The 25,359-nt window shown below is 68.1% G+C and carries 20 protein-coding genes and 3 pseudogenes; 14 read left to right on the top strand and 9 right to left on the bottom strand.

Annotated elements, in window-relative coordinates; translation table 11 throughout:
• Both G6N25_RS02835 and G6N25_RS02830 read left to right on the top strand, forming a co-directional pair.
• Positions 1-1,011, top strand: coding sequence for an Lrp/AsnC family transcriptional regulator (locus tag G6N25_RS02835; protein WP_083074729.1), 1,011 nt, complete (start codon positions 1-3; stop codon positions 1,009-1,011).
• Between the two features lie 114 nt (positions 1,012-1,125).
• Positions 1,126-1,584, top strand: coding sequence for a hypothetical protein (locus G6N25_RS02830; protein WP_083074730.1), 459 nt, complete (start codon positions 1,126-1,128; stop codon positions 1,582-1,584).
• On the opposite strand, the gene G6N25_RS02825 is transcribed toward G6N25_RS02830, so the two are convergent.
• From G6N25_RS02825 to G6N25_RS02810, 4 genes and pseudogenes are all read right to left on the bottom strand, one after another.
• On the bottom strand, positions 1,529-4,015 hold the full coding sequence (locus G6N25_RS02825) for a glycogen/starch/alpha-glucan phosphorylase (protein WP_083074746.1): 2,487 nt from the start codon (positions 4,013-4,015) through the stop codon (positions 1,529-1,531). The genes G6N25_RS02830 and G6N25_RS02825 overlap by 56 nt on opposite strands.
• A 197-nt stretch (positions 4,016-4,212) precedes the next feature.
• Positions 4,213-4,905 (bottom strand): cysteine peptidase family C39 domain-containing protein, encoded by a 693-nt coding sequence (locus G6N25_RS02820; RefSeq protein WP_083074732.1) that lies wholly within the window; start codon positions 4,903-4,905, stop codon positions 4,213-4,215.
• 120 nt (positions 4,906-5,025) lie between these two features.
• A pseudogene (locus tag G6N25_RS02815) lies at positions 5,026-5,154 on the bottom strand (carbon starvation CstA family protein); the annotation flags it as partial.
• Between the two features lie 6 nt (positions 5,155-5,160).
• Positions 5,161-6,684, bottom strand: a complete 1,524-nt coding sequence (locus G6N25_RS02810; protein ID WP_083074733.1) for an ATP-dependent DNA ligase — start codon at positions 6,682-6,684, stop codon at positions 5,161-5,163.
• Positions 6,685-6,794: 110 nt separating this feature from the next.
• On the opposite strand from G6N25_RS02810, the gene G6N25_RS02805 reads away from it, so the two are divergent.
• Complete coding sequence (locus tag G6N25_RS02805) at positions 6,795-7,553, top strand: SDR family NAD(P)-dependent oxidoreductase (RefSeq protein ID WP_083074735.1); 759 nt, start codon at positions 6,795-6,797, stop codon at positions 7,551-7,553.
• A gap of 44 nt (positions 7,554-7,597) precedes the next feature.
• Positions 7,598-9,760, top strand: a complete 2,163-nt coding sequence (locus G6N25_RS02800) for an acyl-CoA dehydrogenase (protein WP_083074736.1) — start codon at positions 7,598-7,600, stop codon at positions 9,758-9,760.
• A gap of 115 nt (positions 9,761-9,875) precedes the next feature.
• Here the strand turns inward: G6N25_RS02800 and G6N25_RS02795 are convergent, their stop codons facing one another.
• Positions 9,876-10,220, bottom strand: coding sequence for a Zn-ribbon domain-containing OB-fold protein (locus G6N25_RS02795; protein WP_232065683.1), 345 nt, complete (start codon positions 10,218-10,220; stop codon positions 9,876-9,878).
• A gap of 52 nt (positions 10,221-10,272) precedes the next feature.
• On the opposite strand from G6N25_RS02795, the gene G6N25_RS02790 reads away from it, so the two are divergent.
• The 4 genes and pseudogenes from G6N25_RS02790 to G6N25_RS02775 all read left to right on the top strand — a co-directional run bounded on the left by G6N25_RS02790 (position 10,273) and on the right by G6N25_RS02775 (position 14,667).
• The gene (locus G6N25_RS02790) at positions 10,273-11,466 is read left to right on the top strand and encodes a thiolase family protein (protein ID WP_083074738.1); all 1,194 of its coding nucleotides are present in this window, start codon (positions 10,273-10,275) and stop codon (positions 11,464-11,466) included.
• Positions 11,467-11,499: 33 nt separating this feature from the next.
• Positions 11,500-12,528 (top strand): annotated as a pseudogene (locus tag G6N25_RS02785) (FadR/GntR family transcriptional regulator); the annotation flags it as partial.
• Positions 12,529-12,693: 165 nt separating this feature from the next.
• Positions 12,694-13,710 (top strand): sensor histidine kinase, encoded by a 1,017-nt coding sequence (locus G6N25_RS02780; RefSeq protein ID WP_083074741.1) that lies wholly within the window; start codon positions 12,694-12,696, stop codon positions 13,708-13,710.
• 447 nt (positions 13,711-14,157) lie between these two features.
• Positions 14,158-14,667: a 2-isopropylmalate synthase gene (locus G6N25_RS02775; protein WP_083074743.1), complete on the top strand. Its 510-nt coding sequence runs from the start codon at positions 14,158-14,160 to the stop codon at positions 14,665-14,667.
• Positions 14,668-14,802: 135 nt separating this feature from the next.
• Here G6N25_RS02775 and G6N25_RS02770 read toward each other — a convergent pair.
• Both G6N25_RS02770 and G6N25_RS02765 read right to left on the bottom strand, forming a co-directional pair.
• A pseudogene (locus G6N25_RS02770) lies at positions 14,803-16,093 on the bottom strand (IS110 family RNA-guided transposase).
• Positions 16,094-16,414: 321 nt separating this feature from the next.
• The gene (locus tag G6N25_RS02765; protein ID WP_083074629.1) at positions 16,415-17,899 is read right to left on the bottom strand and encodes a cytochrome P450; all 1,485 of its coding nucleotides are present in this window, start codon (positions 17,897-17,899) and stop codon (positions 16,415-16,417) included.
• Positions 17,900-18,026: 127 nt separating this feature from the next.
• On the opposite strand from G6N25_RS02765, the gene G6N25_RS02760 reads away from it, so the two are divergent.
• Together G6N25_RS02760 and G6N25_RS02755 are read left to right on the top strand one after the other, a co-directional pair.
• Complete coding sequence (locus tag G6N25_RS02760; RefSeq protein WP_083074630.1) at positions 18,027-18,674, top strand: TetR/AcrR family transcriptional regulator; 648 nt, start codon at positions 18,027-18,029, stop codon at positions 18,672-18,674.
• A gap of 22 nt (positions 18,675-18,696) precedes the next feature.
• The gene (locus G6N25_RS02755; protein WP_083074695.1) at positions 18,697-19,587 is read left to right on the top strand and encodes an SDR family oxidoreductase; all 891 of its coding nucleotides are present in this window, start codon (positions 18,697-18,699) and stop codon (positions 19,585-19,587) included.
• On the opposite strand, the gene G6N25_RS02750 is transcribed toward G6N25_RS02755, so the two are convergent.
• Both G6N25_RS02750 and G6N25_RS02745 read right to left on the bottom strand, forming a co-directional pair.
• Positions 19,549-20,583 carry a DNA polymerase IV gene (locus tag G6N25_RS02750; protein ID WP_083074631.1) on the bottom strand — a complete coding sequence of 345 codons (1,035 nt, stop codon included), beginning with the start codon at positions 20,581-20,583 and terminating at the stop codon, positions 19,549-19,551. The two genes, G6N25_RS02755 and G6N25_RS02750, sit on opposite strands and share 39 nt — an antisense overlap.
• Positions 20,583-21,179 (bottom strand): TetR/AcrR family transcriptional regulator, encoded by a 597-nt coding sequence (locus tag G6N25_RS02745; protein ID WP_232065682.1) that lies wholly within the window; start codon positions 21,177-21,179, stop codon positions 20,583-20,585. The genes G6N25_RS02750 and G6N25_RS02745 overlap by 1 nt, the downstream gene beginning before the upstream one ends.
• Positions 21,180-21,270: 91 nt before the next feature.
• On the opposite strand from G6N25_RS02745, the gene G6N25_RS02740 reads away from it, so the two are divergent.
• From G6N25_RS02740 to nrdE, 4 genes are all read left to right on the top strand, one after another.
• Positions 21,271-21,831 (top strand): NAD(P)H-dependent oxidoreductase, encoded by a 561-nt coding sequence (locus G6N25_RS02740; RefSeq protein ID WP_232065681.1) that lies wholly within the window; start codon positions 21,271-21,273, stop codon positions 21,829-21,831.
• A gap of 502 nt (positions 21,832-22,333) precedes the next feature.
• Positions 22,334-22,573, top strand: a complete 240-nt coding sequence (locus tag G6N25_RS02735; RefSeq protein WP_083074633.1) for a redoxin NrdH — start codon at positions 22,334-22,336, stop codon at positions 22,571-22,573.
• Positions 22,574-22,643: 70 nt separating this feature from the next.
• Positions 22,644-23,123, top strand: coding sequence for a class Ib ribonucleoside-diphosphate reductase assembly flavoprotein NrdI (gene nrdI / locus G6N25_RS02730; RefSeq protein ID WP_083074697.1), 480 nt, complete (start codon positions 22,644-22,646; stop codon positions 23,121-23,123).
• Entirely contained in the window at positions 23,093-25,270 is a 2,178-nt protein-coding gene (gene nrdE, locus G6N25_RS02725; RefSeq protein ID WP_083074634.1) for a class 1b ribonucleoside-diphosphate reductase subunit alpha, read from the top strand. Before nrdI ends, nrdE begins: the two co-directional genes overlap by 31 nt.
• The last annotated feature ends 89 nt before the right edge of the window (positions 25,271-25,359 follow it).

The raw sequence follows: 25,359 nt of genomic DNA, 5'->3' as shown, positions 1-25,359 counted from the left end.
GTGGACGTGGACGAGGTCGACATTGCGGTCCTCGACGCGCTGCACGTCAATCCGCGGGCGAGTTTCGACGAGATCGGCCGGGTGCTGGACATCTCCGGGGTCACCGCGGCGCGGCGATGGCGACGGCTGGTCGACGGCGGGTACGCGTGGGTGTCTTCGGCGATCGGCCCTCGGTTCCCGGCGGTGGGCGCGTTGTTGGAGGCCGAATGTGAGCCCGGCGCAGCGCAATCCGTGGCCGACCGGTTGGCGGCGATAGCACAGGTTTTCAGCGTCCACATCACCACGGGTCGCTACAACGTCTACGCGCTCGTCGCCGCCGCCGACCAGCCCGGGCTGGCGAGGCTGTTGATAGACGTGCTGCCGGGAATCCCCGCGATTCGCAGCGTCCAGACGGCCACGGTGTTCCAGATGTTCAGCGGCACGTACTGGCGGCTGGGCGCAATCAGTGCCCGCCAGGCCAGGGAGGTCGCGCCACCCGCCCCCAGGCCGGTCCGCCACGTGTTCGACGAGTTCGACCGCCGCCTGTATCTGTCGTTGCAGCGCGATGGCCGGCTCAGCTATCGCGACCTGGCAGCCGAACTGGGCCGCAGCGAGACCTCGGTGCGGCGGCGCCTGGAGGTGTTGACCGGTTCGGGCTCGGTCACCTTCCGCGCCGATTTCGCTCGCGCGGTTGCCGGTTGGCCGACCAGCGCGGTGCTTACCCTGCGGCTGGCTTCCGACACCGCGGTCGCCGACGTCGGGCGCGCACTGGTGCCGTGGCCCGAGACGCGGGTCTGCGCGGCCATCATCGGCGGCCCGGCCCATCTGTTCGTCACGGTCCAAGTCCATGAGGCCGGCGCGCTCGCCGAGTTCTCCGCCCGGCTGCACGAGACGTTCCCCGGCGCGACGGTGCTGAGCACCCAGATGGTGCTCCGGCCGGTCAAGTCCTTCGGACGACTGCTCGACGCCGACGGCCGCGCCCGCGACATGGTGCCGGTCGATCCCTGGGCCCCCATCCCCGCATCCGCCTGATTCCTTCACCGGCGATGATGTCCGGACGGGTTTCCTTCACTTCCGCTCGTTAGCATGTCCGGTCGGCAACGCTCGTGGCGCCTGACATCAACCACGTCGACACGGGAGAAGCTCATGTCCACCGCGCTGCGTTCGATTTCGATCAACAGAACTGCGCTGTCGCCCAACAGAATCGCCATCTTCGTCGTGGTGGCGGGCTACTTGTTTGTGAACGCGCGTATGCAGAACGACTTCTTCGCGGGGCGCGACATTTTCGCGAAATATCAGGTCGCCACCTCACCGGAAACCGCGTTGCACATCGCGCAGGAGGCGTACTTCGCGAAGACAAGCTTCCTGCTGATCCTGATCATTCTCCAAGCGTTCAGCGTCCCCTTTGGTCTCGCGCTCGGCCTGTCCTTTGTGGCCTATGCGGTCGAAATGGTGGTTTTCTTCGGCTTCAACACGTCGACAACGCTCTATTTGGTTGGCGGGATAGTCGTGCTCGCGAGCTACTTCGTCAAGTGGCCGCAGCCCGGCGTCACATCTTCACGGTCAGCGGCCACACGTTCCAGATTTCATCGCAGTACTCGGTGATGGCGCGATCCGACGAGAACTTGCCGCTGCGTGCGGTATTCAGGATGGACATCTTCGTCCACGAGTCCCTGTCCTGCCACGCGGCGCTCACCCGCTCCTGGCACGTGACGTAGGACGCGTAGTCGGCGCAGACCAGGAAGGGGTCGTCGTAGCGCAGGTTGTCCACCAGCGGCCGGAACACCTCGGTGTCGCCGCGCGAAAACGTCCCGCCGGCAATCAGATCCAGCACCGCGCGCAGCTCGTCGTTGCCGTCGATGTAATCGGCGGGGCGGTATCCGGCGGTCTTGACGGCCTCGACCTCCTGCTCGGTCAGGCCGAACAGGAAGAAGTTCTCCGGGCCGACCTCGTCGCGCATCTCGACGTTGGCCCCGTCGAGCGTGCCGATGGTCAGGGCGCCGTTGATCATGAACTTCATGTTCCCGGTTCCCGAGGCTTCCTTGCCGGCGGTGGAGATCTGCTCGGACAGGTCGGCGGCCGGGTAGATCAGGTGCGCGTTCTTCACGCTGAAGTTCGGCACGAAGGCCACCTTCAGGAACCGGTTGACGTCCGGGTCGGCGTTGACCGTTTCCCCGACGGCGTTGATCAGCTTGATGATTCGCTTGGCCATGAAGTAGCCGGGGGCGGCCTTGCCGCCGAAGATGAAGGCGCGCTGCGGGATTGACAGGCCGGGGTTCTGCTTGAGCCGGTGGTAGAGCGCGACGATGTGCAGGACGTTGAGGTGCTGGCGCTTGTACTCGTGGATGCGCTTGACCTGAACGTCGAACATCCAGTCCGGGCTCAGCTCGACACCCGCCACCGAGCGGAGGTACTTCGCCAGGCGCGCCTTGTTGCCGCGCTTGATGTCGCGCCACTGCGCGCGGAAGGATGCGTCCTCGACGAACGGCTCCAGTCCGCGCAGGCGGCCCAGATCGGTCAGCCAGCCGTCACCGACGGTGCGGTCCAGCAGCTCGCGGAGGCCGGGGTTGGCCAGCGCGAGGAAGCGGCGCGGGGTCACGCCGTTGGTCTTGTTGCTGAATCGCTCCGGCCACAATTCGTAAAAGTCTTTGAGCACACTGGCTTTCAGGAGCTCCGAGTGCAGCGCGGCGACGCCGTTGATGGCGTGGCTGCCGACGGTCGCCAGGTGCGCCATCCGGACGAACTTGGCGCCGTCCTCGCCGATCAGCGACATCCGGCGCACCCGGTCCTCGTCGCCGGGGAACCGGGCGCGCACCTCGTCGAGGAAGCGGCGGTTGATCTCGTAGATGATCTCGAGGTGCCGCGGCAGCGACTCGGCGAACATCTCCAGCGGCCAGGTCTCCAGCGCCTCGGGCAGCAGGGTGTGGTTGGTGTAGCCGAACGTCGCCACGGTGATGTCCCACGCCTCGTCCCAGGCCAACTCGCGCTCGTCGACCAGCAGCCGCATCAGCTCGGCCACCCCGATCGAGGGGTGGGTGTCGTTGAGCTGCAAGGCGAATCGTTGGGGGAGTTCTTTGACGGAGAGGTCAGCTAGATCATCGACGATGTGCAGCACGTGCTGCAGCGAGCAGGACACGAAGAAGTACTGCTGAAGTAGGCGCAGCCGCTTGCCGGCCTCGGGTTCGTCGTTGGGGTAGAGCACCTTGGTGACTGTCTCGGAGGTGACCTCGTCCTCGACCGCCCTGTAGTAGTCGCCGGTGTTGAAGGCCTCCAACGCGAACGACTTGACGGCCCGCGCGCTCCATAGCGTCAGCACGTTGCAGGTGTTCACGCCGTAGCCCTGGATCGGCGTGTCGTAGGCGACGCCTTTCAGCAGCCGCCCCGGCACCCAGCGGACGCGGTCGCGGCCGGTGTCGTCGGTGTAGTGCTCGGCGTAGCCGCCCCACTTGACCGGGTAGTTGACGTCGGGTTTGGCGATCTCCCAAGGGTTTCCGTTGTCCAGCCAGTTGTCGGTCTGCTCGACCTGCCAGCCGTCGCGGATCTCCTGGTCGAAGATGCCGAATTCGTAGCGGATGCCGTAGCCGATCGCGGGGCGCTCCAGGGTGGCCAGCGAGTCCAGGTAGCACGCGGCCAGCCGGCCGAGGCCGCCGTTGCCCAGTCCCGGTTCCTCCTCGCACGCCAGGACCTCGTCGAGGTCCTGGCCCATCGCGGCGAGCGCGGTCTTGGCCGCCCGCTCCAGGTTGAGGTTCAGCAGGTTGTTGCCCAGCTGCGGGCCCATCAGGAATTCGGCCGACAGGTAGCAGGTCACCTTGCGGCCGAGGTCCAGCGAGGTCTGCGTCGACGCCACCCGGCGGTCCTGCATGCGGTCCCGCACGGCCAGCGCGAGCGCCCGGTAGTAGTGCTCGGGCCGCAGGGCCGCGGCCGGACGGCCGACCGAGTAGCGCAGGTGGTCGGTGATCGCCCGCTGCAGCGCGGCCGCGCCCATCCCGGTGCGGGAGTGCTCGACCAGGTCGGCCCGCGTGGGGCTGGTGGTCATTCCGGCGGGGGGCGTCTGCTCGACATCGGTCATCGTGAGTCCTACTCCCTAGAGATGGTGGTGGCACGACACCGATCCGCCCGGCGGCGCGCAGGCCGTCAGTTTCGCAGGGGTCTTTGCACACCAGGCGCGGAATTGACGTCAGCCACGTGAACGCCAGCCCACGTCCTGGCGACGAAACGGCGTTCCGGTCGCCTCTAGCCGGTGACCGTCATCTGGTCGTCGCTGCTGGCCCACGATCGGGCGAAGACGTCGATCGGCACGCGCTCGTCGCGGCCTTTCTCGTCGCCGCTGTCGTTGAGGTGCACGATGCCGGCCGCGGTGTCCACGCCGGTCACCACCACGGCGTGGTTGGCTTCCGGTTTGCCGTCCGCGGTCTTGTCCTCGACCGGCTCGCGCCAGATGAGTTCGGCGTTGACCCCGGCGATCACCTTGCGGCCGTTGGCCAAATCCTGCTCGAGCGCGGTCATGCCCCCGCCGGTTGTCGCGGCGTGGACGCCGTAGCGCGCGAGCAGCGCCGGCTCGTCGTCGAACGAGGTGCCGCTGCCGGGCTTGCGTTTCTTCGGCTTGGTGTAGATCGGTCCGGGGTGCACGGTGCTGGGCGTGGATTGGGCCACCCTGATGACGGCCCGCTCGGCGGGCCGGTGACCGGTCAGCTCGCCGACCACGTCGGCGACCGCCATTTCCACGCAGTCGTCGTCGTATCCCTGATAGCGCCAGAATGGGGCGGCCGCCGCCGGGTCGCCGTAAAGCGTGCCGGCGCCGCGCGGCGGGTCGGCGGCGCCGGGTGCGGCGTGCGCGGTGGCCGCCGCGAGGCCCGCGGCCATCCCCAGGGCGGCCGCACCGGCCAGCGCCGGCCTGAGAACGGCCGCGATGCTGGTGCTGATCATGGCGTGTCCTTTTCGGGGGGCCTCGGTGGCGAAATGAATTTCCGAAAAGGGCTCGCCTTCGTTACGTCTGCGGGCCCGCTGCTACCGCTCGAGCCGGAACGTGCGTCACCCCCACCGCGTCACCGGGCGCAACTCGGCGAGCGCGATCGCCGCCAGCAGCTGGTTGGCGATACCGAACAGCGGGAACAGCGTGTTGATGCCACCCAGCGGATCGGTCACACCCATCAGCACGATGCCGCCCCACGCCGCGGCGGATCAATACAGCGCGCGCACGGTGTCGATGGTGTCGGCCTCGGCGGGACTCTTGTCGTCGCGGTAGCGCACCACCCGGGCGAACCGCAGCGCCAGCCCGCCGGGGTAGCGCGACGACTTCTGCACGCCGTCCAGGGCCACCTCGACCACCTGCTCGGGTCGCAGCCGGACGACGTAGTCGTCCGTCCCGCCCACGGCGAGTTCGGCGAACCGGGCCGTCTGCCAGTCCAGCATCGCGTCGGTCATGCCCTTGAAAGTCTTTCCCACCATGACGAATTCGCCGGTGGCCGGGTCACGCGCGCCCAGGTGGATGTTGGAGAGTTTCCCGCGGCGGCGCCCAGATCCCCACTCCACGGCGAGCACCACCAGATCCAGCGTGTGCACCGGCTTGACCTTCAGCCAGCCCGCTCCGCGACGGCCCGCGAGGTAGGGCGCGTCCGGCGCCTTGGCCATCACTCCCTCGTGGCCCGCGGCCAGGGTGGCGCCCAGGAAGCGGGCGGCCTCGGCGGGGTCCGACGTCATCAGCCGATCGACCCGGTGCGCCGGCGCCACCAGCGCGTCCAGGGCGGCAAGCCGGTCGGTGGCCGGCGCGTCGAGCAGGTCCAGGCCGTCGCAGTGCAGGATGTCGAAGAAGAACACCGAAAGCCGCTGCGCGGCAACCGCGGCCGCCACGTCGACGGACCGGCCGAACCGGGAGGCGGTGACCTGGAAGCGGTGCGGCCGGTTGTCGGGCCGCAGCGCGATCGCCTCACCGTCGGCGATCAGCCGGTCCACCGGCAGCGCCAGCGTCGCCTCCACCACCTCGGGCAGCCGGGCGGTGACGTCGTCAAGGCTTCGGGTGTAGACCGTCACCTCATCCCCGGCGCGGTGGATCTGCACTCGTGCGCCGTCCAGCTTTGCCTCGAAAATGGCTGTGCCACCATGACGTTCGAGCGCGTCGGTCACGTCGGTCGCGGTCTGTGCCAACATCGGGCCGACCGGCCGGCCCACCCGCAGGGCGAACGAATCCAGGGCCGCGCCGGACAGCGCGGCCGCCGCGACCGCCGGCAGGTCCCCGCCCAGCATCGCGGCGCGCTGCACCGCGGCGGCCGGGACCCCGCCGGCCTTGGCCACCGCGTCGGCCATGATCCCGGCCAGCGCGCCCTGACGCAGTTCGCCGCTCAGCAGCCGCAGCAGAAACGCCTGCTCGGCTTCGGTCGCGGCGGCGAACAACGCGTGGAGGAGTTCGCCGCGCCGCGCCTGCGCGCCCTTGCCCGACACGGCCCCGATCTGCGAGAGGGCGGCGTCCACGCCGACGACGGTCAGCGCCGGATGCGGCGCCGGCGGCGGACGCGACCGCAGCGCCGCCCAGCCGACGCCGATCTGGCGTTGGCGCAGCTCACCCGAGAGCCATGGCACGATGATGGCGACCACGTCGGGATCGGCCGCGGCGCGCCGCAGCAGGTCGGCGATGTGGGCGACCTTGGCCAGGCGCGACGACGTGCCGCTGACATTAAGCGATGTGCTTGCGACGTCGAGGAGGAGCACGACATCAGCTTGGCATGACTCGCCGACACCCCTCGGCGACCGGCGCGCTAGCGTGCCTACGTAACGTTACAGATCGCAGGGATTCTGACACGTCTGACAAGGAGGTCCGGATGGAGATCAACGGGAAGAAGGTCGTCGTCATCGGCGGCGCATCGGGGATGGGTCGCGCCACCGCCGAGCTGCTGGCCGAACGCGGGGCGGACGTGGCGGTGCTCGACCGCGAGGGCTCCGACGGGAAGGAAGTAGCCGAGGCCATCGGCGGCGCGTTCTACCCGGTCGACGTCACCGACTTCACCGGAACCGAGGAGACGCTGCAGACCGCGGTCGACAAGCTGGGCGGCCTGCACGTCACGGTGACCACCGCCGGCGGCGGCATCGCCAAGCGGACGCTGACCAAGTCCGGTCCCCATGACCTCGAATCCTTCCAGTCCGTGATCGATCTCAACCTCATCGCCACCTTCAACATCAGCCGGCTGGCCGCCGCGCACATGGCCAAGAACGAGCCCGAAGACGACGAGCGTGGCGTCATCATCAACACCGCGTCGATCGCCGCCTTCGAGGGCCAGATCGGGCAGATCGCCTACACCGCCGCCAAGGCGGGCATCGCGGGCATGTGCCTGACCATGGCGCGCGACATGGGGTCGATGGGGATCCGGGTGCTGGCCATCGCCCCGAGCCTGTTCCTGACGGGGCTGACCGCGATGGTCCCCGACGAGATGGCGTCCCAGCTCGTCAAGGACGCGGCCTTCCCCAAGCGGATGGGCCGGCCCATCGAGTACGCGAAGCTGGCGGCGGCCATCGTCGACAACCCGATGCTCAACGGCCAGTGCCTGCGGCTGGACGCCGGGCAGCGGTTCGCGCCGAAATAAGTACACTCTTTAGGCGGCCGCGGGTAGCGGCGCGAGGAGGGCCCATGGGTATCGCACTGACCGACGACCATCGCGAGCTCGCCGGGGTGGCCCGCGCGTTCCTGACCGCGCAGAAGGCGCGCTGGGCGGCGCGATCCCTGCTGGACGCGGCCGAGGAATCGCGGCCGCCGTTCTGGCAGAACCTGGTGGAGGTCGGCTGGCTCGGCCTACACATCGACGAGGAGCACGGCGGGTCCGGCTACGGGTTGCCCGAACTCGTGGTGGTGATCGAGGAGCTGGGCCGGGCGGTGGCGCCGGGACCGTTCGTGCCGACCGTGATCGCGTCGGCGGTGATCGCCAAAGACGGCACCGCGGAACAGAAGTCGAGGCTGCTGCCCGGGCTGATCGACGGAACCGTCACCGCGGGAATCGGTTTGGACGGCCGGGTGCGGCTCGAGGACGGGCTGGCCGACGGCGAGGCCGGCGTCGTGCTGGGCGCCGGGCTGGCCGGGCTGCTGCTGGTCGCCGCCGGCGACGACGTGCTGCTGCTGGAACGCGATCGCGAGGGCGTGTCGGTTGAGGTGCCCGACAACCTCGATCCGACCCGGCGCTCCGGACGCGTCCGGCTGGAGGGCGTCAGCGTCACCGCCGACGACGTCGTGCCGGGGGCGCGGGAATCGGCGCTCGCCCGCGCGCGCACCCTGCTGGCCGCCGAGGCGGTGGGCGGGTCGGCGGACTGCGTCGACGCCGCCGTCGGCTACGCCAAGGTGCGCCAGCAATTCGGCCGCACCATCGCCACTTTCCAAGCGGTCAAGCATCATTGCGCCAACATGTTGGTGGCCGCCGAGTCGGCGACCGCCGCGGTCTGGGACGCCTCGCGCGCGGCATCCGAGGACGAGGAGCAGTTCCGCCTGATCGCCGCCGTGGCCGCGGCGCTGGCGTTCCCGGCCTACGCGCGCAACGCCGAACTCAACGTCCAGGTGCACGGCGGCATCGGCTTCACGTGGGAGCACGACGCGCACCTACACCTGCGCCGGGCGCTGGTCACCGCGGCGCTGTTCGGCGGGGACGCACCGGCCGCCGACGTCTTCGGGCGCACCGCGGCGGGCGCCGTCCGGGAGAACAGCCTGGACCTGCCGGCCGAGGCCGAGGAGCTGCGCACCCGGATCCGCGCCGACGCCGCCGAGATCGCGGCCCTGGACGAGACGGCGCAGCGCGACAAGCTGATCGAGACCGGCTACGTGATGCCGCACTGGCCCAAGCCGTGGGGCCGCGCCGCCGACGCGGTCGAGCAGCTGGTGATCGAGGAGGAGTTCCGTGCGGCCGGCATCAAGCGGCCCGACTACTCGATCACCGGGTGGGTGATCCTGACGCTGATCCAGCACGGAACCCCTTGGCAGATCGAACGATTCGTGGAGAAGGCGCTGCGCCAGGACGAGATCTGGTGCCAGCTGTTCTCCGAGCCCGACGCCGGGTCGGACGCGGCATCGGTCAAGACCCGCGCCACCCGGGTGGACGGCGGCTGGAAGATCAACGGACAGAAGGTGTGGACCAGCGGGGCGCAGTACTGCGCCCGCGGCCTGGCCACCGTGCGCACCGACCCGGACGCGCCCAAGCACGCCGGCATCACCACGGTGATCATCGACATGAAGGGCCCGGGCGTCGAGGTGCGGCCGCTGCGCCAGATCACCGGCGGCTCGGAATTCAACGAGGTGTTCTTCAACGACGTGTTCGTTCCCGACGAGGACGTCGTCGGGGCGCCCAACTCCGGGTGGACGGTCGCGCGGGCGACGCTGGGCAATGAGCGGGTCAGCATCGGCGGCAGCGGGTCGTTCTACGAGGGTCTGGCGGCGAAACTGGTGCGGCTGGCCCAGGCGTCAGATCGGTTGGCGGGCGCGGGCGTTCGGGTTGGGTACTACCTCGCCGAGGATCACGCGCTGCGGCTGCTGAACCTGCGTCGCGCCGCCCGCAGCGTCGAAGGGGCCGGCCCCGGCCCGGAAGGCAACGTCACCAAGCTGAAGCTGGCGGAGCACATGGTCGAGGGTGCCGTGATCTCGGCGGCGTTGACCGGGCCCGAGGTCGCGCTGCTCGACGGGCCGGGCGCCCTGGCCGGCCGCATGGTGATGGGCGCCCGCGGCATGGCGATCGCCGGCGGCACGTCGGAGGTGACCCGCAACCAGATCGCCGAGCGGATTCTCGGCATGCCGCGCGACCCCCTAATCAACTGACTTCCCTCTCGCGAGCTGGGGGCACCCTCCCCCGAGCGTGCGTGTTTGTACGCGACGCGCCGTGGCCGGCCGGCATTCTGCGCACGCTCGCGGCGGGTCAGGCGGGCGCGGCGGGTCAGGCGGGCCCGAACAGCGGCGCGCCGCCGGCGCCCCTCTCCGGCCGGATCTCGACGGGCATCCCGCACGTCACCGAATCCGGTTCGCAGCCAACGATGTTGGCGGCCACCCGCAGCCCATCCTGTTCGGCGAGCTCGACGATGGCGATCACGTAAGGGGTCGGGATCTCCGGGTTGTACGGGTGATGGTTGACCGTGTAGGTGAACACCGTGCCGCGCCCGGAAACCGGCCGCGCCACCAGCGGGCCGCCACACCCGCGGCACTCGCCGGCCGCGGGATGCACCCAGCGCGCGCACTCGTCGCAACGCTCGATGAGCAGCGGGGACGCCGGCCGGGCTGACACGACCAATACAGTACACTCTATTGGTTTGGGTTCGGCCTGACGGGCGGTGCATATGCGGCATTTCGAAAAGGACGCGATCGTGTCCGGCAACGGCATCTCGCGAATCGGCCGCCGCACCGGCATCCCGGGTCTGGCGCTGACCATGGAGGCGGTCCGGGCCGCCATCGAGGACGCCGGCCTGACGCCCGCCGACATCGACGGGATCGCGACCCTCGGCGACACCCCGGCCGAAGACGTCAACACCGAATTGAAGATCCAAGCGGCCGACTGCGGAGCCGGATTCGGCACCGGCGGCCTGCTGAATCCGGTGATGTCGGCGTGCCGCGCGGTCGCCGAGCGGCGGGCTCGCCACGTCGTGGTCTACCGGACGATACAGATGCTCGGCGGCACGGTTCCGGTGAAACCCCAGGAGAATGCGCCGGCCCCACCGCTGGCGCGCATGTTCGAAACCCCGGAAGGCGCAGCGAGGCCGGCCGTCGGCGCGATGGACGATGTCAACGAACTTATTGCGGCCCAAGCCTATTCGGCCGCGAACTGGCTGGCGCTCAACTGCCGTCGCCACATGGAGCTGTACGGAACCACCAAAGAACAGCTGGGCTGGTTGGCGCTCAACGGCAGGCGCAACGCCGCGTTGAATCCCCTTGCGGTGTACCGCGAACCGATGACCATGGCCGACTACCTCGGCGCCCGGCTCGTGTCGACCCCGTTCGGGCTGCTGGACTGCGATGTCCCCATCGACGGCTCGGTCGCGGTGGTGGTGTCGCACGCGGAGTACGCCCGCGACTGCCCGCACCGCGCGGTGGCGGTGGAGGCGATCGGGGGTTCCGACGGCGCCGGCGGCTGGTTCCACCGCGACGACTACCCCAAGATGGCGATGTCGGACGCGGCGGCGCAGATGTGGTCGCGCACGCAGCTGACGCCGGCCGACCTCGACGTCGCCGAGTTGTACGACGGCTTCACGTTTCTCACCATCGCGTGGCTGGAAGCGCTGGGGGTGTGCGGCGACGGCGAGGCCGGACCGTTCGTCGAGGGCGGCGCGCGGATCGCCCGCGACGGCGAACTGCCGCTCAACACGTACGGCGGCCAACTGTCGGCCGGGCGCATGCACGGGTACTGGGCGCTGCACGAGGGGTGCTTGCAATTGCGCGGCGAAGCGGGGGAGCGGCAAGTGTCGAAACGCCCCGAGGTCGGCGTGGTTTCCGTCGGCGGCGGCCCCGTCGCCGGATGCATGCTGCTGACATGCTGAGATAGCTTGCAGGGCAGTGTAATTGAGCCACAGATGAGCGTGGACAAGCTGGCTTCGAAGGTTGCCCGCGACATCGAGGCGGACATCGTTCGCCGCGGCTGGACCATCGGCGAATCGCTGGGCTCCGAACAGGCCCTGCGGCAACGCTACGGCGTGAGCCGATCGGTGCTGCGTGAGGCCGTTCGCCTCGTCGAACACCATCAGGTCGCCCGCATGCGCCGCGGACCGGGCGGCGGGCTGCTGATCTGCGAGCCCGACGCCGGACCCGCGGCCCGCGCCGTCGTGATCTATCTCGAGTACCTGGGCACGACGTTGGCCGACGTGCTCGACGCGCGCCTGGTGCTCGAGCCCCTTGCGGCCTCGCTTGCCGCGGAACGCATCGACGAAGCCGGCATCGGGCGGCTGCGCGCGGTGTTGCGCGCCGAGGAGCGCTGGGAGCCGGGTGCGACGGCGCCGGGGGACGAGTTCCACGTCGCTGTGGCGGCGCAATCGAAAAACATTGTGCTGCAACTATTCATCGACATCCTGATGAGGCTCACCACGCGATACGCCCTGCGGTCGCGGCCCGACTCGGCAACCGAGGCAACCGAGGCAACCGAGGCGATCGACCGGGTGCGCGGCGACCACTCCCGCATCGTTGCCGCCGTCGCCGCGGGTGATTCGGCGCGGGCGAGGACCCTTAGCGAACGACACGTCGAAGCGGTGACCGCCCGGCTGCATCACCCCGGCGACGGTGCGGGCGAGCGCGGTCCGCGCGGCAAACTCGCCGAGACGCTGGCAGCCACCATCGGCGACGAAATCGCCGCCGGTGGCTGGCGGGTCGGCTCGCTCTTCGGCACCGAGACCGCGCTGCTGGAGCGCTACCGGGTGAGCCGTGCGGTGTTCCGGGAAGCGGTGCGGCTGCTTGAATATCATTCCGTGGCGCACATGCGCCGGGGGCCCGGCGGCGGGCTGATCGTCGCCAAACCGCAGCCCCGGGCCAGCGTTGACGCCGTCGCCCTGTACCTGCGGCACCGCAAACCGACGCGCGAAGACGTGCGCTGCGTCCGGGATGCCGTCGAGGCGCGACCGGCCGGCAACGCGCCGCTGGATCTGCTCCTGCTAATCGTGAGCGCGCCCGCCGTCGCGGCCGGGTGGATGTGATCCGTTCGTGCGCATAGCGAAGGGCCTTCGGGGGTATGGGGTATGGAAAAGCTAGAGGGCTGATCCGGCAGAGGGTTGGCGGCAGTGATCGAAAGCGAGAGCGCTGGAATGACGGGGCGCGTGGGCGACACGAAAACCGACCGATCGGGCTTCGTGCACTCCGCACTCTTTTACCGATCGCAACGGGAATACCTGGACCATGTGGTGCGCTTCGTGGTCGACGGCCTGGCGGGCGACGAAGCGGTGCTGGTCGCGGTCCCCGGCCACGAGTTGGCCTTGCTGCGGGACGCGTTGCACGGCGCGGGCCGCGGATTTCCGGCCGGATTGCACATGGCCGACATCGCCGAGGTCGGCCGCAACCCGACCCGGTTCATGGCGGCGGAGGGTTCCTTCGTCGACGAACACCCCGACCGGCGCGTGCGGATCGTCAGCCAACTCGCCTGGCCCGGACGCACCGAGGACGAGTTCGTCGCCTGCATCGAGCACGAAGCGCTGATCAACGAGGCCCTCGACGGATGCCCGGCGACGGGGTTGTGCCTCTTCGACGCAAGCCGCCTGGACGACGATGTGCTGGCGGAGGCCCGCGCGACCCACCCCTTGCTGTGGGACTGCGGCGCGCTGCACCGCAGCGCCGAATACGCGCCCGGTGACGCCCTGGGGCGCTGCAATCAGCCGCTCGCCGTCAAGCCGGGGGCCGTCACCTACCTGGTCAGGAAGTCGGCGGATCTTCGGCCCGCCCGATCTTTTGCGGTCGACTACGCCGGCTGGGTGGGGCTGTCCCAGGATGGCATCGAGGACCTGCAATTGATCGCCACCGAGCTGGCGACCAACAGCCTGATGTACACCGACGGAGCGTGCCGGCTGGCCTTCTGGCGGGACGACCAGCACCTGATCTGCGAGGCGCGCGACACGGGACGGCTCGACGACCCGCTGGTCGGCCGCCTGGACCCGGGCCCGAGCGGCCCCGCCAGCCGCGGGCTGTTCCTGGTCAACGCCATCTCGGACCTGGTGCGCACGCACACCGCGTCAACCGGAACGACGATCCGGGCCTACCTTCGGTTCGGCCCGTCACGCGGGTCGCGGAGCCGCCGCGGCGGGTGATTACTTCGAGTTCTGCTGCGTAACCTGGGTCGGGGCGGGATTTTGCACGCCGGGTTGCGGCGCGCAGCTCGCGGTGACCACCGCGAATGTCGCCAACAGCGCCGCGGCCACGATACGAAGCGCGCGCGTCCTGGTGTTGCTCCCGTGCATCAGCCCTGCCTCTCGTCTGTCGGTGCGTAACCGCACCGGTGATGTCGCCGCCGTCGAGCCGTTTCGCAACACTAGCAAAAGGTTTCGGGATTCCCTTGAGGCGGAACGCCGTTGGCCGAATTTGCGTTACCGGTCGCGGGGCGTCTAGTCTCGCACTCGTGCGTCTTCTCGAGCGTGCCTTCAAAAAGGCCGTAGTAGCCAGCACCCGCAGCGGGGTCTGATCCCTAGACCGACCCCCCGCTGTGGGTCGGAAGCTATTGGCGTCGGTCGCCCTGCTGATCAGAGAAGACCGACACCATGCCCCGTCCGAATCCGGATTCCGCGAGCGTCCCGGCTCCCCAACGCGCGGCCGACGCGTGGTTCGGCCACCACTTCGGCGCCGCGCTGCCGCGCGGCCTGCGGGAGGAGGCCGGCGCGATGTCCTGGGAGAGCTTCGTCGCCACCTACGGCCACACCGCCGGCCCGCTGCGGCTCGGGCACTGGGCGTGCACCGATGCCGAGCGCCCCGCCGGGCGGCTCGGCCCGCAAGCGCGCAACTTTCGGGCCATGATCGGCGTCGGCGACCGCATCAGCAGCTCGACCGCCGCGGCCAGCGGCCCGATCGGCGCTCTCACCGCGATGCTGCACGAGCGCGGGATCACGGTGGAGACGTTGCGGTTTCACCAGATGCGATCGGGCGGGACCACCGCCACCTTTATCCGCGGCAGCAACGGGTTTCGCGCCGAGTGGGCGATGGGCCTTTCCGGGGACCCGACGCAGTCGGCGCTGCGCGCGGTGATCGCGTGCGCCAACCGGCTCGCCGCGTGATCGCGCGACCAACCGGCTCGCCGCGTGATCGCGCGAGCAGACGCAGACTCGCACAAACCCGCACGAAATGGTGCGATTCCGCGTCTCACTCGAAAATGTGGTGACCCGAAGCGGGTGAGTCGCTGGCCCCTGGTGTTAGGCGACTTCGGTGAGTGGTTCGAGGATGACGTTGTATCCCAGGGCTTCGAGCTGCTTGATGGCGTTGGCCTTGGTCTTGCTGGGGTGGTGGCGGGTGTAGTAGCCGGGGCCGGGGTCGCGGTAGAAAGCGCCGTTGATCAGCATGTTGTAGGCGTCGGTGAGCATCTTGTGTTCCAGGGCGACCAGGGCGATCATGCCCGCTGGTGAGCTGTGCTGGGCTTTGGTTCTGTTCCTGCGTTTTGGCTGGGGTGGGCGGCTGCCGGCGATGCGTCGGTAGCGGGCGTTGTAGTAGGTGTCTTTGCTGCGGGCCGCCGAGAGGGCCGCGACCCCGAGGGCGGCTTTGAGGTAGCGGTTGCCCGCTCGGGTGGCCGCTGATTTGACCCGGCCCGCTGATTCGTTGCAACCGGGCACCACCCCAGCCCACGACGCCAGGTGCGCCGCAGTGGGAAACACGCTCATGTCCGCGCCGGTCTCGGCGATGAACACATCGGCCACGATCGTCGAAAAGCCCGGGATGCTCATGAGTAACTCCCGGATGGCTTGAAAGGGTTGGATCGCCTCCTCGATGCGTTCATCTAGGCGGGCGACGTCGGCGTCGTGGGCGTCGATGCGATCCAGATACAACCGCGTCATGAACGCGTGATGGTCGTTAAACCGCCCGCGCAGCTCTCGGTGAGCGCGGGGATCTTCTCCCGCAGCCGTTGTTTGGCCAGATCAGCCAGCACCGCCGGATCGCGCTGCCCGGCGATCAGCGCCTCGAGCATCGCCCGCCCGGAGACCCCGACGATGTCAGAGGCCACCGCCGACAGTTTGATCCCGGCGTCTTCGAGCAGTTTCTCTAGCCGCTGAATCTCCTTGGTACGCGCCCGGGTGATCATGGTGCGCGCCCGCGTCAGATCGCGTAACTCCCGAATCGGCTGCGGCGGCACGAACGAGGCGCGTACCAGCCCGTGTGCGCCCAGGTCAGCCAGCCACATCGCATCCGAGACATCGGTCTTGCGGCCAGGCACATTACGCACCGCCTTAGCGTTGGCCAAGATCACCGGCAGCGCATCTTCAAGCAGGTAGTAAAACGGCTTCCAATAATCCGACGTCGATTCGATCACCACACAGCTGACCTGCTCAGCCAGCAGATGCTCGCGCAACGCCAGGATCTGGCTGGTGGTCGAACCCACGTGCTCACCGTCGTCGTGGTGGCGCGCCGACCCTGACCCTGAACCCGGACACAGACCTTGGCGTCCTTCTTGGAAACATCAAGGCCTGCACACCGCCGATGGACCACCTCCATGATCAATCACCTCATCATCTAGAACCTGTTGTTAATCAGCGTGTTCCGGGAAGAGTGAAAACAAACAGGAGTCTCACTCGCGTGCTCACAGGCAACAAACCACGGCCCCCGCACAACCACGGGGTACCCTTCGTCCCAAGCTGCTCGGCGTGCTCACGACAACACAGACGCAACGGGATCCACCGAAACACCCCTCCAGCGTCAACCCCGCCAGCACGCCAAGCAACCACCTAGCCACGCCGAACGACACCACCAAATTTTCATCCCCCACGGCGGGGCCTCAGCCCCCCAGATAGCTGCTCGCGGGTAAAGGCGAGGGCCTCAGAGCGGGCGCAGCACGATCGGCATGCCGTCCTTCGGCACCGGCATGCCGCCGTAGTCCCACACCGCCTGGTATCCGGGGCGGGGCAGCTCGAGGGAATACCTGCGCAGCAGGCGGTGCAGGATCGTCTTGATCTCCAACTGCCCGAACACCATCCCGATGCACTTGTGCGCGCCGCCGCCGAACGGCGTCCACTGATACCGGTGCCGCTTGTGCTCGTTGCGCGGCTCGGTGAACCGGTCCGGGTCGAATTTCAGCGGGTCCGTCCAGAGTTCGGGCAGCCGGTGATTCATCCCCGGATACGCGATCACGTTGGTGCCCTCGGGGATGTAGTAGCCCAGCAGGTCGGTGTCGCGCACGGTTCGGCGCATCGCCCACTGCACCGGCGTCACCAGCCGGATCGACTCGTTCATCACCAGGTCCAGCGACTCCAGCTTCTCCAGCGAGTCGATGTCGAGCGGACCGTCGCCGAGGCGGTCGGATTCGTCGCGGCAACGCTCCTGCCACTCGGGGTGGGCGGCCAGCTGGTAGGCCATCGTCGTCGTCGTCGACGTCGAGGTGTCGTGCGCGGCCATCATCAAAAAGATCATGTGGTTGACGATGTCCTCGTCGGAGAACCTGTTGCCGTCCTCGTCCTCGGTCTGGCACAGCACCGACAGCAGGTCGTTGCCGTCCTTCCCGCGTTGTTCTTTGACCCGCTCGCGGAAGTAGTTCTCCAGCAGTTCGCGCGCCTTGAGGCCCCGCCACCAGGTGAACGGCGGCACGCTGGTGCGGATGACCGCGTTGCCGGCGCGGGTGGTGACGGCGAACGCCCTGTTCACCTTGGTCACCAGCTCGCGATCGGTGCCCGGCTCGTGGCCCATGAACACCATCGAGGCGATGTCGAGGGTCAGCTCCTTCATCGCCGGATACAAGAGGAAGCGCGCGTCGTTGACCGCCCAGTCGTTGGTGACCACCTGCGACACGACCCTGTCCATCTGCTCGACGTAGGAGACCAGCCGGGACCGGACGAACGCCTCCTGCATGATCCGCCGGTGGAACATGTGCTCGTCGAAGTCGAGCAGCATCAGGCCGCGGTGAAAGAACGGCCCGATCACCGGCACCCAGCCCTGCTGCGAGTAGTCCTTGTTGCGGTTGGAGTAGATGACCTGTGCGGCATCCGGGCCCAACGCGGCGACGCCCGGCAGCACCGGCGAGTCCCCGAACACCACCGGGCCCTTGGTCTGGTACAGGAACATCAGATAGTCGGGACCGCCGCGCAGCATCTCGATGATGTGGCCGATGACCGGAAGTCCCGCATCGCCGACGGCGGCCTTGAGCCCGCTGCCCGGTGGGGGGTCGGCGAGTTTGCGCTCGGGGAATTCGGTGTTCAGCAGCCTGCGTTCGACCAGCCCCATGCCCGGGAAGTTGTTGATGGACGGCGTGAACCGGCGCCGCGCCTGGTCAAGCAGGTAGTGCGGGGTGCTGATGGTGGCGGCGGCCATGAAGACTCCTCTGTGCTCCCTGTGCCAGCCCGGGACGGGTGACTGCGGTCACTTGGTGAATATCCTTCGGGACAAACTTGACGGCTGTCAAGTTTGCTTTTCGGGCGGCGTGGTGCAAGGTCGTGGGGTGAGTAGCCACGCCGTCAACCCGGAGCCGGGCGAACCGGCCCTGCGCCGTCGCGGCGACAAGCATCGGCAGGCGATCATGCAGGCGGTGCGCGAGCTGCTGCAGGAGAAGCCGTTCGCGGAGCTGTCGGTCAGCACCATCAGCCTGCGCGCCGGGGTGGCCCGCTCCGGCTTTTACTTCTACTTCGACTCCAAGTACGCGGTGCTCGCCCAGATCCTGGCCGAGGCCGTCGAAGAACTCGAAGAACTCACCCAGTACTTTGCTCCCCGTCAGCCGGGCGAGTCGCCGGAGCAGTTCGCCAAGCGGATGGTCGGCAGCGCCGCCGCCGTCTACGCGCACAACGACCCGGTCATGATGGCGTGCAACACCGCGCGCCACACCGACATCGAGATTCGCGACATTCTCGAGCAGCAGTTCGAGGTGGTGCTGGGTCAGATCGTCGGCATCGTCGACGCGGAGATGAAGGCCGGGACCGCGCATCCGATCAGCGACGACATCCCGACGCTGATCCGCACGCTGACGGGCACCACCGCGCTGACGCTGACCGGCGACCCGATGCTGGTCGGCCGCGGCGGCGACGTGGATCGCCGCGTGCGGGTCCTCGAGCAGTTGTGGCTGAACTCGCTCTGGGGTGGCGGCCCTGGGTGACGCCGCCGGTATCGTCACGGTCATGGCGCGGAGGGCGTATTTCGCGGGGAAGCGGTGCCTTGTCACCGGCGCGGCCAGCGGCATCGGCCGCGCCACCGCGCTGCGGCTGGCCGCGCAGGGCGCCGAACTCTATCTGACCGACCGCAACCCGGACGGTCTGGAGCTGACCGTGGCCGACGCGCGCGCGCTGGGCGCGCCGGTGCCCGCGCACCGCGCGCTGGACATCGCCGACTATGAGCAGGTGGCGGCCTTCGCCGCCGACGTCCACGCCGACCACCCGAGCATGGACGTCGTGCTGAACGTCGCCGGCGTGTCTGCCTGGGGCACCGTCGACCGGCTGACCCACAAGCAGTGGAGCACGATGATCGCCATCAACCTGATGGGTCCGATCCACGTCATCGAGACGTTCGTCCCCCCGATGGTGGCGGCCGGGCGCGGTGGGCATCTGGTCAACGTGTCCTCGGCGGCCGGGCTGGTCGCGCTGCCGTGGCACGCCGCCTACAGCGCCTCCAAGTACGGGTTGCGCGGCCTGTCCGAGGTGCTGCGCTTCGACCTGGCCCGGCACCGCATCGGGGTGTCGGTGGTGGTGCCGGGCGCGGTGCGGACCCCGCTGGTGAACACGGTCGAGATCGCCGGCGTGGACCGCGAGGACCCCAGGGTCGCCCGCTGGGTGGACCGCTTCAGCGGTCACGCCGTCTCGCCGGAGAGGGCGGCCGAAAAGATCCTGGCCGGGGTCGCCAGGAACAGGTACCTGATCTATACGTCGGCCGACATCCGGGCGCTTTACGCGTTCAAGCGGCTGGCGTGGTGGCCCTACAGCGTGGCGATGCGCCGGGTCAACGTGGTCTTCACGCGCGCGCTTCGGCCCGCGCCGCTACTCCGGCATGACCAGCTCGAGTCGCACCCCGAGTAGCCGGACCGGCCGCTCCAGCTCGAACAGGTCCAGGACGCGCAGGGCGGCGGCGGTGATGGCCTCCGCGTCGGTGGTGGGCGCGGCCAGCTTGCGGATCTTGGTGCGGGTGTAGAAGGTCGAGGTGCGCACGGTAACCGCGACGCGGGTGACGATCCGCCCCGAAGCCAGCACGTCGTCCAATGCCTGACGGGCCAATCGCCTTATCGCCGAATCCATTTCGGCCCGATCGGTGAGGTCGCGCGGAAAGGTGACGACATGGCTGCGGGAGCGCGGAATCCATGGCTCGGCGCTGACGTCGGCGTCGCCGCCGCCCTTGGCCAGCAACAGCAGCCACAGGCCGGTGCGCGGGCCGAACGCGGACGTCAGCAGTTCCGCATCGCTGTGCGCAAGCTCCCGCACGCTGGTGATCCCAAGGGCCGCAAGCCTTTTCGTGGTCTTGGGGCCCACGCCCCACAGCGCGTCGACCGGCCGGTCCGCCATCACCGACATCCAGTTGGCGTCGGTGAGCGCAAAGATGCCCGCCGGTTTGGCGAAGCCGGTGGCGACCTTGGCCCGCTGCTTGTTGTCGCTGATGCCGACGGAGCAGGACAGCCCGGTCTCCGAGGAGATGACCGTCCGGATTTCCTCTGCCACATCGTGGGGATCGCCCGCCGTCACCCCGACGTAGGCCTCATCCCAGCCCCACACCTCGACCGGGTGTCCCAGGTCGCGCAACAGCCCCATCACCTGGTCGGACGCCGCGTCGTAGGCCGCCGTGTCCGCCGGCAGGAACGTCGCGCCGGGGCAGCGTCGGGCGGCGGTGCGCAACGGCATGCCCGCACGAACACCGAATTCGCGGGCCTCATACGAGGCGCAGGTGACGACCTTGCGCGGTTCGGTCGGATCGCCGTTGCCGCCGACGATGACCGGCAGCCCGGCGAGTTCGGGGTGGCGGCGCAGCTCGACCGACGCCAGAAACTGGTCGAGGTCGACGTGCAGCACCCAATTGGACCGCATCACCGCCCACAGAGCTTGCGCGCCAGGCTTTCCCACGCGTCGCCCAGCGTCTCCAGGGTGTGTCGGCCGACGCCCAGTCGGTGCTCGACGTAGTCCGGGTCGAGCAGGGCCAGCAGGGCGTCGGTCTGGGCGTCGAGGTCGCCGGTGGTGTGCGCCGAGGCCAGCAGCACGCGGACGTGCGTCCGCTGCACCGCGGCCGGCGGGCCGTAGCGGGTCTGCGGATCGCGATTGGCCGCCGACAGCAGGGCGTGGTGGGTGTGGACGAAGCGGATCCGCTCCCGGCCGAACGCCACCAGCCGATCCATCGGTGGCGCGTCGGGGCCCAGGGGCGGCGGGCCGAACAGAAACGCCTGCTGGCTGGCCCGTTCGTCCTCGTCGAGCAGCACCATCATCAGGCCGGCCCGGCTGCCGAACCGGCGGAACAGCGTGCCCTTGCCGACGCCGGCGGCCGCGGCGACGTCGTCCATGGTGACGGCGTCCGCGCCGCGCTCGGCGACCAGGCCGCGGGCGGCCCGGAGCAACAGGGCGCGGTTGCGCGCCGCGTCGCCCCGCTCCTGTGGGACGGACACGGGCAACTCGCCCAACCGCTCGCTCACTCCTGCACTGTAACGCCGCAGGAATAAACCGGACCGTGGTCCGGTTTCGCCGTGCAAGGATGTAGGGCAACGACCGAAGGGAATTCCGACAGTGGCAGAGAACATCAAAGTCCTGGCGTTGGTGGGCAGCCTGCGGGCGGCGTCGATCAACCGGCAGATCGCCGAGCTGGCGACGGCGGTCGCCCCGGACGGCGTCACCGTCACCGTGTTCGAAGGGTTGGGGGAGCTGCCCTTCTACAACGAGGAGATCGACGACGCGATGAACACCGACACCCCGCCGCTGGCTCCGGTGGCCGCGCTGCGCGCCGCGGCGGCCGACGCGGACGCGGCGCTGGTGGTCACCCCGGAGTACAACGGCAGCATCCCGGCGGTCATCAAGAACGCGATCGACTGGCTCTCTCGTCCGTTCGGCGACGGCGCGCTGAGGGGCAAGCCGCTGGCGGTGATCGGGGGGTCCTTCGGCCAGTACGGCGGGGTGTGGGCGCACGACGAGACCCGCAAGTCATTCGGGATCGCCGGCGCCGCGGTGGTCGAGGCGGTCAAACTGTCCGTGCCGTTCAAGACCCTGGAGGGCAGGGCCCCCGCGGAGGACGCCGAGCTTTCGGCGAATGTGCGTGACGTCGTCGGCAAGCTCGCCGCCGAGGTCAGCTGAATTTGGCGGTAACGAACAAGCCCGATCCGCGGCGACCAGCAAGGTTGCGATCAGCGAATAGCAGAAGCCGCCAGCTCACGCCGGCGGCTTTGCTGGCGGCGGGCACGAGGGAAGGCCGCACCGGCGTTGTCGGTGGCGGGTGATATACCGGTGCGTATGGGTGACTCGGCTCGGCTTTGTGATCTGCGACACGCCGAGGGTGTGTCGACCGGAAGGCCTTACGACCAGGGAATTTCAGAATTGTTATTCAGAACATCTTGTGCCTCGCGAACTTGTCGGCCACTAGGTGTAGTGTTTCGGGGGCCGGCAGATCCCAGGGTCACCAAGCCAGCCGGGCCTGGTGAACCTCCCGGAATCGGTGCCCGCCAGGTCGTCCGGCCCGGCAGCCGCAAAACGGGAATCTGGGGCCTTGCCGGGCCGCTGAACACAGCGCAGACGTAGTACTCCAAGCAGTTGCCAGTTCGTGACAAGTTCCAGACCTTCCGCAAAGGAGCGGCATTCCATGAGCATCACCGTGTACACCAAGCCGGCGTGTGTGCAGTGCAGCGCCACCTTCAAGGCCTTGGACAGGCAGGGCCTTCCCTACGAGAAGGTCGATATCAGCTTGGACCCCGAGTCGCGGGACTACGTGATGGCGCTGGGCTACCTGCAGGCCCCCGTGGTGGTGGCGGGAAACGACCACTGGTCGGGCTTCCGGCCCGACCGCATCAAGGCGCTCGCCGGGGCCGTGTTGAGCGCTTGAATATATAGAGGCAGACGTTAGGTAAGGAGGTTGCGGCGCCGTGGATGTCAAGGGGCCCAACCTGGATTGGATGAGTGGCGACCCGCTACGCCCGGTCGCGCCGCGCTTGCGATCGCCACTGGTCTATTTCTCTTCCGTGTCGGAGAACACCCACCGCTTCGTGCAGAAGCTGGGTGTTCCCGCCACGCGGATACCGCTGCATGGGCGCATCGAGGTCGACGAGCCGTACGTGCTGGTGCTGCCCACGTATGGCGGGGGTAGGGCGACCCCGAACATCAACGACGGCGGCTATGTGCCCAAGCAGGTCATCGCCTTTTTGAACGACGAGCACAACCGGTCGTTGATCCGCGGCGTCATCGCCGCGGGCAACAACAACTTTGGTGCGGAATTCGCCTATGCGGGCAACGTGGTTTCCCGCAAGTGCGGCGTCCCCTACCTTTACCGCTTCGAACTGATGGGAACCCCGGACGACGTGGAAGCCGTCCGCGCGGGCTTGGAAGAATTCTGGAAGGAACAGACGTGCCACCAACCGTCGCTGCAGAGCCTGTAACCGCCGGCACCCACGCCCACCCTTTTGGGGGCCAGGCGGACGTCGATTACCACGCCCTGAACGCGATGCTGAATCTGTACGACGCCGACGGCAAGATCCAGTTCGACAAGGACGTGCTGGCGGCGCGCCAGTACTTCCTGCAGCACGTCAACCAGAACACGGTCTTCTTCCACAATCAGGACGAGAAGCTCGACTACCTGATCCGCGAAAACTATTACGAGCGTGAGGTTCTCGACCAGTACTCGCGCAACTTCGTCAAGGCCCTGTTGGACCGGGCCTACGCGAAGAAGTTCCGGTTCCCGACGTTTCTCGGCGCGTTCAAGTACTACACGTCCTACACGCTGAAGACCTTCGACGGCAAGCGCTATCTGGAGCGTTTCGAGGACCGCGTGGTCATGGTCGCGCTGACGCTGGCGGCCGGCGACACCGGGCTGGCCGAGAAGCTCGTCGACGAGATCATCGACGGGCGGTTCCAGCCGGCCACGCCGACGTTCTTGAACTCCGGCAAGGCGCAGCGCGGCGAGCCAGTAAGCTGCTTCCTTTTGCGCGTCGAGGATAATATGGAGTCGATCGGGCGGTCGATCAACTCCGCGCTGCAGCTGTCCAAGCGCGGCGGGGGAGTTGCGTTGCTGCTGAGCAACATTCGCGAGCACGGTGCCCCGATCAAGAACATCGAGAACCAGTCGTCGGGCGTCATCCCGATCATGAAGCTGCTGGAGGATTCGTTCTCCTACGCCAACCAGCTGGGGGCGCGCCAGGGCGCCGGCGCGGTGTACCTGCACGCCCATCATCCCGACATCTACCGCTTCCTGGACACCAAGCGCGAGAACGCCGACGAGAAGATTCGGATCAAGACGCTCTCGCTCGGCGTGGTGATTCCCGACATCACCTTCGAGCTGGCCAAGAAGAACGAGGACATGTACCTGTTCTCGCCCTACGACGTCGAACGCGTCTACGGCGTGGCGTTCGCCGACATCTCGGTCACCGAGAAGTACTACGAAATGGTCGACGACGCGCGCATCCGCAAGACCAAGATCAAGGCGCGGGAGTTCTTCCAGACGCTGGCCGAGCTGCAGTTCGAGTCCGGCTACCCGTACATCATGTTCGAGGACACGGTGAACCGGGCGAACCCGATCGAGGGCAAGATCACGCACTCGAACCTGTGCTCGGAGATCCTGCAGGTGTCCACGCCGTCGGAGTTCAACGAAGACCTGTCGTATGCCAAAGTGGGCAAGGACATTTCGTGCAACCTGGGGTCGCTGAACATCGCCAAGACGATGGACTCGCCGGACTTCGCGCAGACGATCGAGGTGGCCATCCGCGCGCTGACCGCGGTCAGCGACCAGACCCACATCACCTCGGTGCCCTCGATCGAGCAGGGCAACAACGACTCCCACGCGATCGGGCTCGGCCAGATGAACCTGCACGGCTACCTGGCACGCGAGGGCATCTTCTACGGTTCGGAGGAAGGCGTCGACTTCACCAACATCTACTTCTACGCGGTGCTGTACCACGCGCTGCGGGCGTCGAATCGCATTGCGATCGAACGGGGCAGGGCGTTCGGCGGTTTCGAGCGGTCGAAGTACAAGTCGGGGGAGTTCTTCGACAAGTACACCGAACAGGTGTGGGAGCCCACGACCGACAAGGTTCGTCAGCTGTTCGCGGATGCCGAGATTCGCATTCCGACGCAGGACGACTGGAAGCGGCTGAAGGAGTCGGTGCAGACCCACGGCATCTACAACCAGAACCTGCAGGCCGTCCCGCCGACGGGGTCGATCTCCTACATCAACCACTCGACGAGCTCGATCCACCCGGTGGCGTCGAAGGTCGAGATCCGCAAGGAAGGCAAGATCGGCCGGGTTTATTACCCGGCGCCGTACATGACCAACGACAACCTGGAGTACTACCAGGACGCGTACGAGATCGGCTACGAGAAGATCATCGACACCTATGCCGCCGCCACCCAGCACGTGGACCAGGGGCTGTCGCTGACGCTGTTCTTCAAGGACACGGCCACCACCCGCGATGTGAACAAGGCGCAGATCTACGCCTGGCGTAAGGGAATCAAGACGCTGTACTACATCCGGCTGCGGCAGATGGCGCTGGAGGGCACTGAGGTGGAGGGTTGCGTCTCCTGCATGCTGTAATGCGGCCGGTATCTCGCCCAACGTGAAGCCATTGCGACTTTTCGGCCGGATTTCCGCAACCAGTTCACGCTCGGTGAGGTGCGGACCGC

Origin of the sequence: Mycobacterium heidelbergense (genome assembly GCF_010730745.1) — a bacterium.
Classification (GTDB): Bacteria; Actinomycetota; Actinomycetes; order Mycobacteriales; family Mycobacteriaceae; genus Mycobacterium; species Mycobacterium heidelbergense.
This window is presented reverse-complemented; position numbering and strand designations above follow the sequence as displayed.

What these genes read in the sequence shown, in the direction of transcription:
- G6N25_RS02830 (WP_083074730.1), top strand. Translation starts at nt 1,126, where the DNA reads ATGTCCACCGCGCTGCGTTCGATTTCGATCAACAGAACTGCGCTGTCG.
- G6N25_RS02825 (WP_083074746.1), bottom strand. Translation starts at nt 4,015, where the DNA reads ATGACCACCAGCCCCACGCGGGCCGACCTGGTCGAGCACTCCCGCACC.
- G6N25_RS02820 (WP_083074732.1), bottom strand. Translation starts at nt 4,905, where the DNA reads ATGATCAGCACCAGCATCGCGGCCGTTCTCAGGCCGGCGCTGGCCGGT.
- G6N25_RS02805 (WP_083074735.1), top strand. Translation starts at nt 6,795, where the DNA reads ATGGAGATCAACGGGAAGAAGGTCGTCGTCATCGGCGGCGCATCGGGG.
- G6N25_RS02800 (WP_083074736.1), top strand. Translation starts at nt 7,598, where the DNA reads ATGGGTATCGCACTGACCGACGACCATCGCGAGCTCGCCGGGGTGGCC.
- G6N25_RS02790 (WP_083074738.1), top strand. Translation starts at nt 10,273, where the DNA reads ATGCGGCATTTCGAAAAGGACGCGATCGTGTCCGGCAACGGCATCTCG.
- G6N25_RS02775 (WP_083074743.1), top strand. Translation starts at nt 14,158, where the DNA reads ATGCCCCGTCCGAATCCGGATTCCGCGAGCGTCCCGGCTCCCCAACGC.
- G6N25_RS02765 (WP_083074629.1), bottom strand. Translation starts at nt 17,899, where the DNA reads ATGGCCGCCGCCACCATCAGCACCCCGCACTACCTGCTTGACCAGGCG.
- G6N25_RS02755 (WP_083074695.1), top strand. Translation starts at nt 18,697, where the DNA reads ATGGCGCGGAGGGCGTATTTCGCGGGGAAGCGGTGCCTTGTCACCGGC.
- G6N25_RS02750 (WP_083074631.1), bottom strand. Translation starts at nt 20,583, where the DNA reads ATGCGGTCCAATTGGGTGCTGCACGTCGACCTCGACCAGTTTCTGGCG.
- G6N25_RS02735 (WP_083074633.1), top strand. Translation starts at nt 22,334, where the DNA reads ATGAGCATCACCGTGTACACCAAGCCGGCGTGTGTGCAGTGCAGCGCC.
- nrdI (WP_083074697.1), top strand. Translation starts at nt 22,644, where the DNA reads ATGAGTGGCGACCCGCTACGCCCGGTCGCGCCGCGCTTGCGATCGCCA.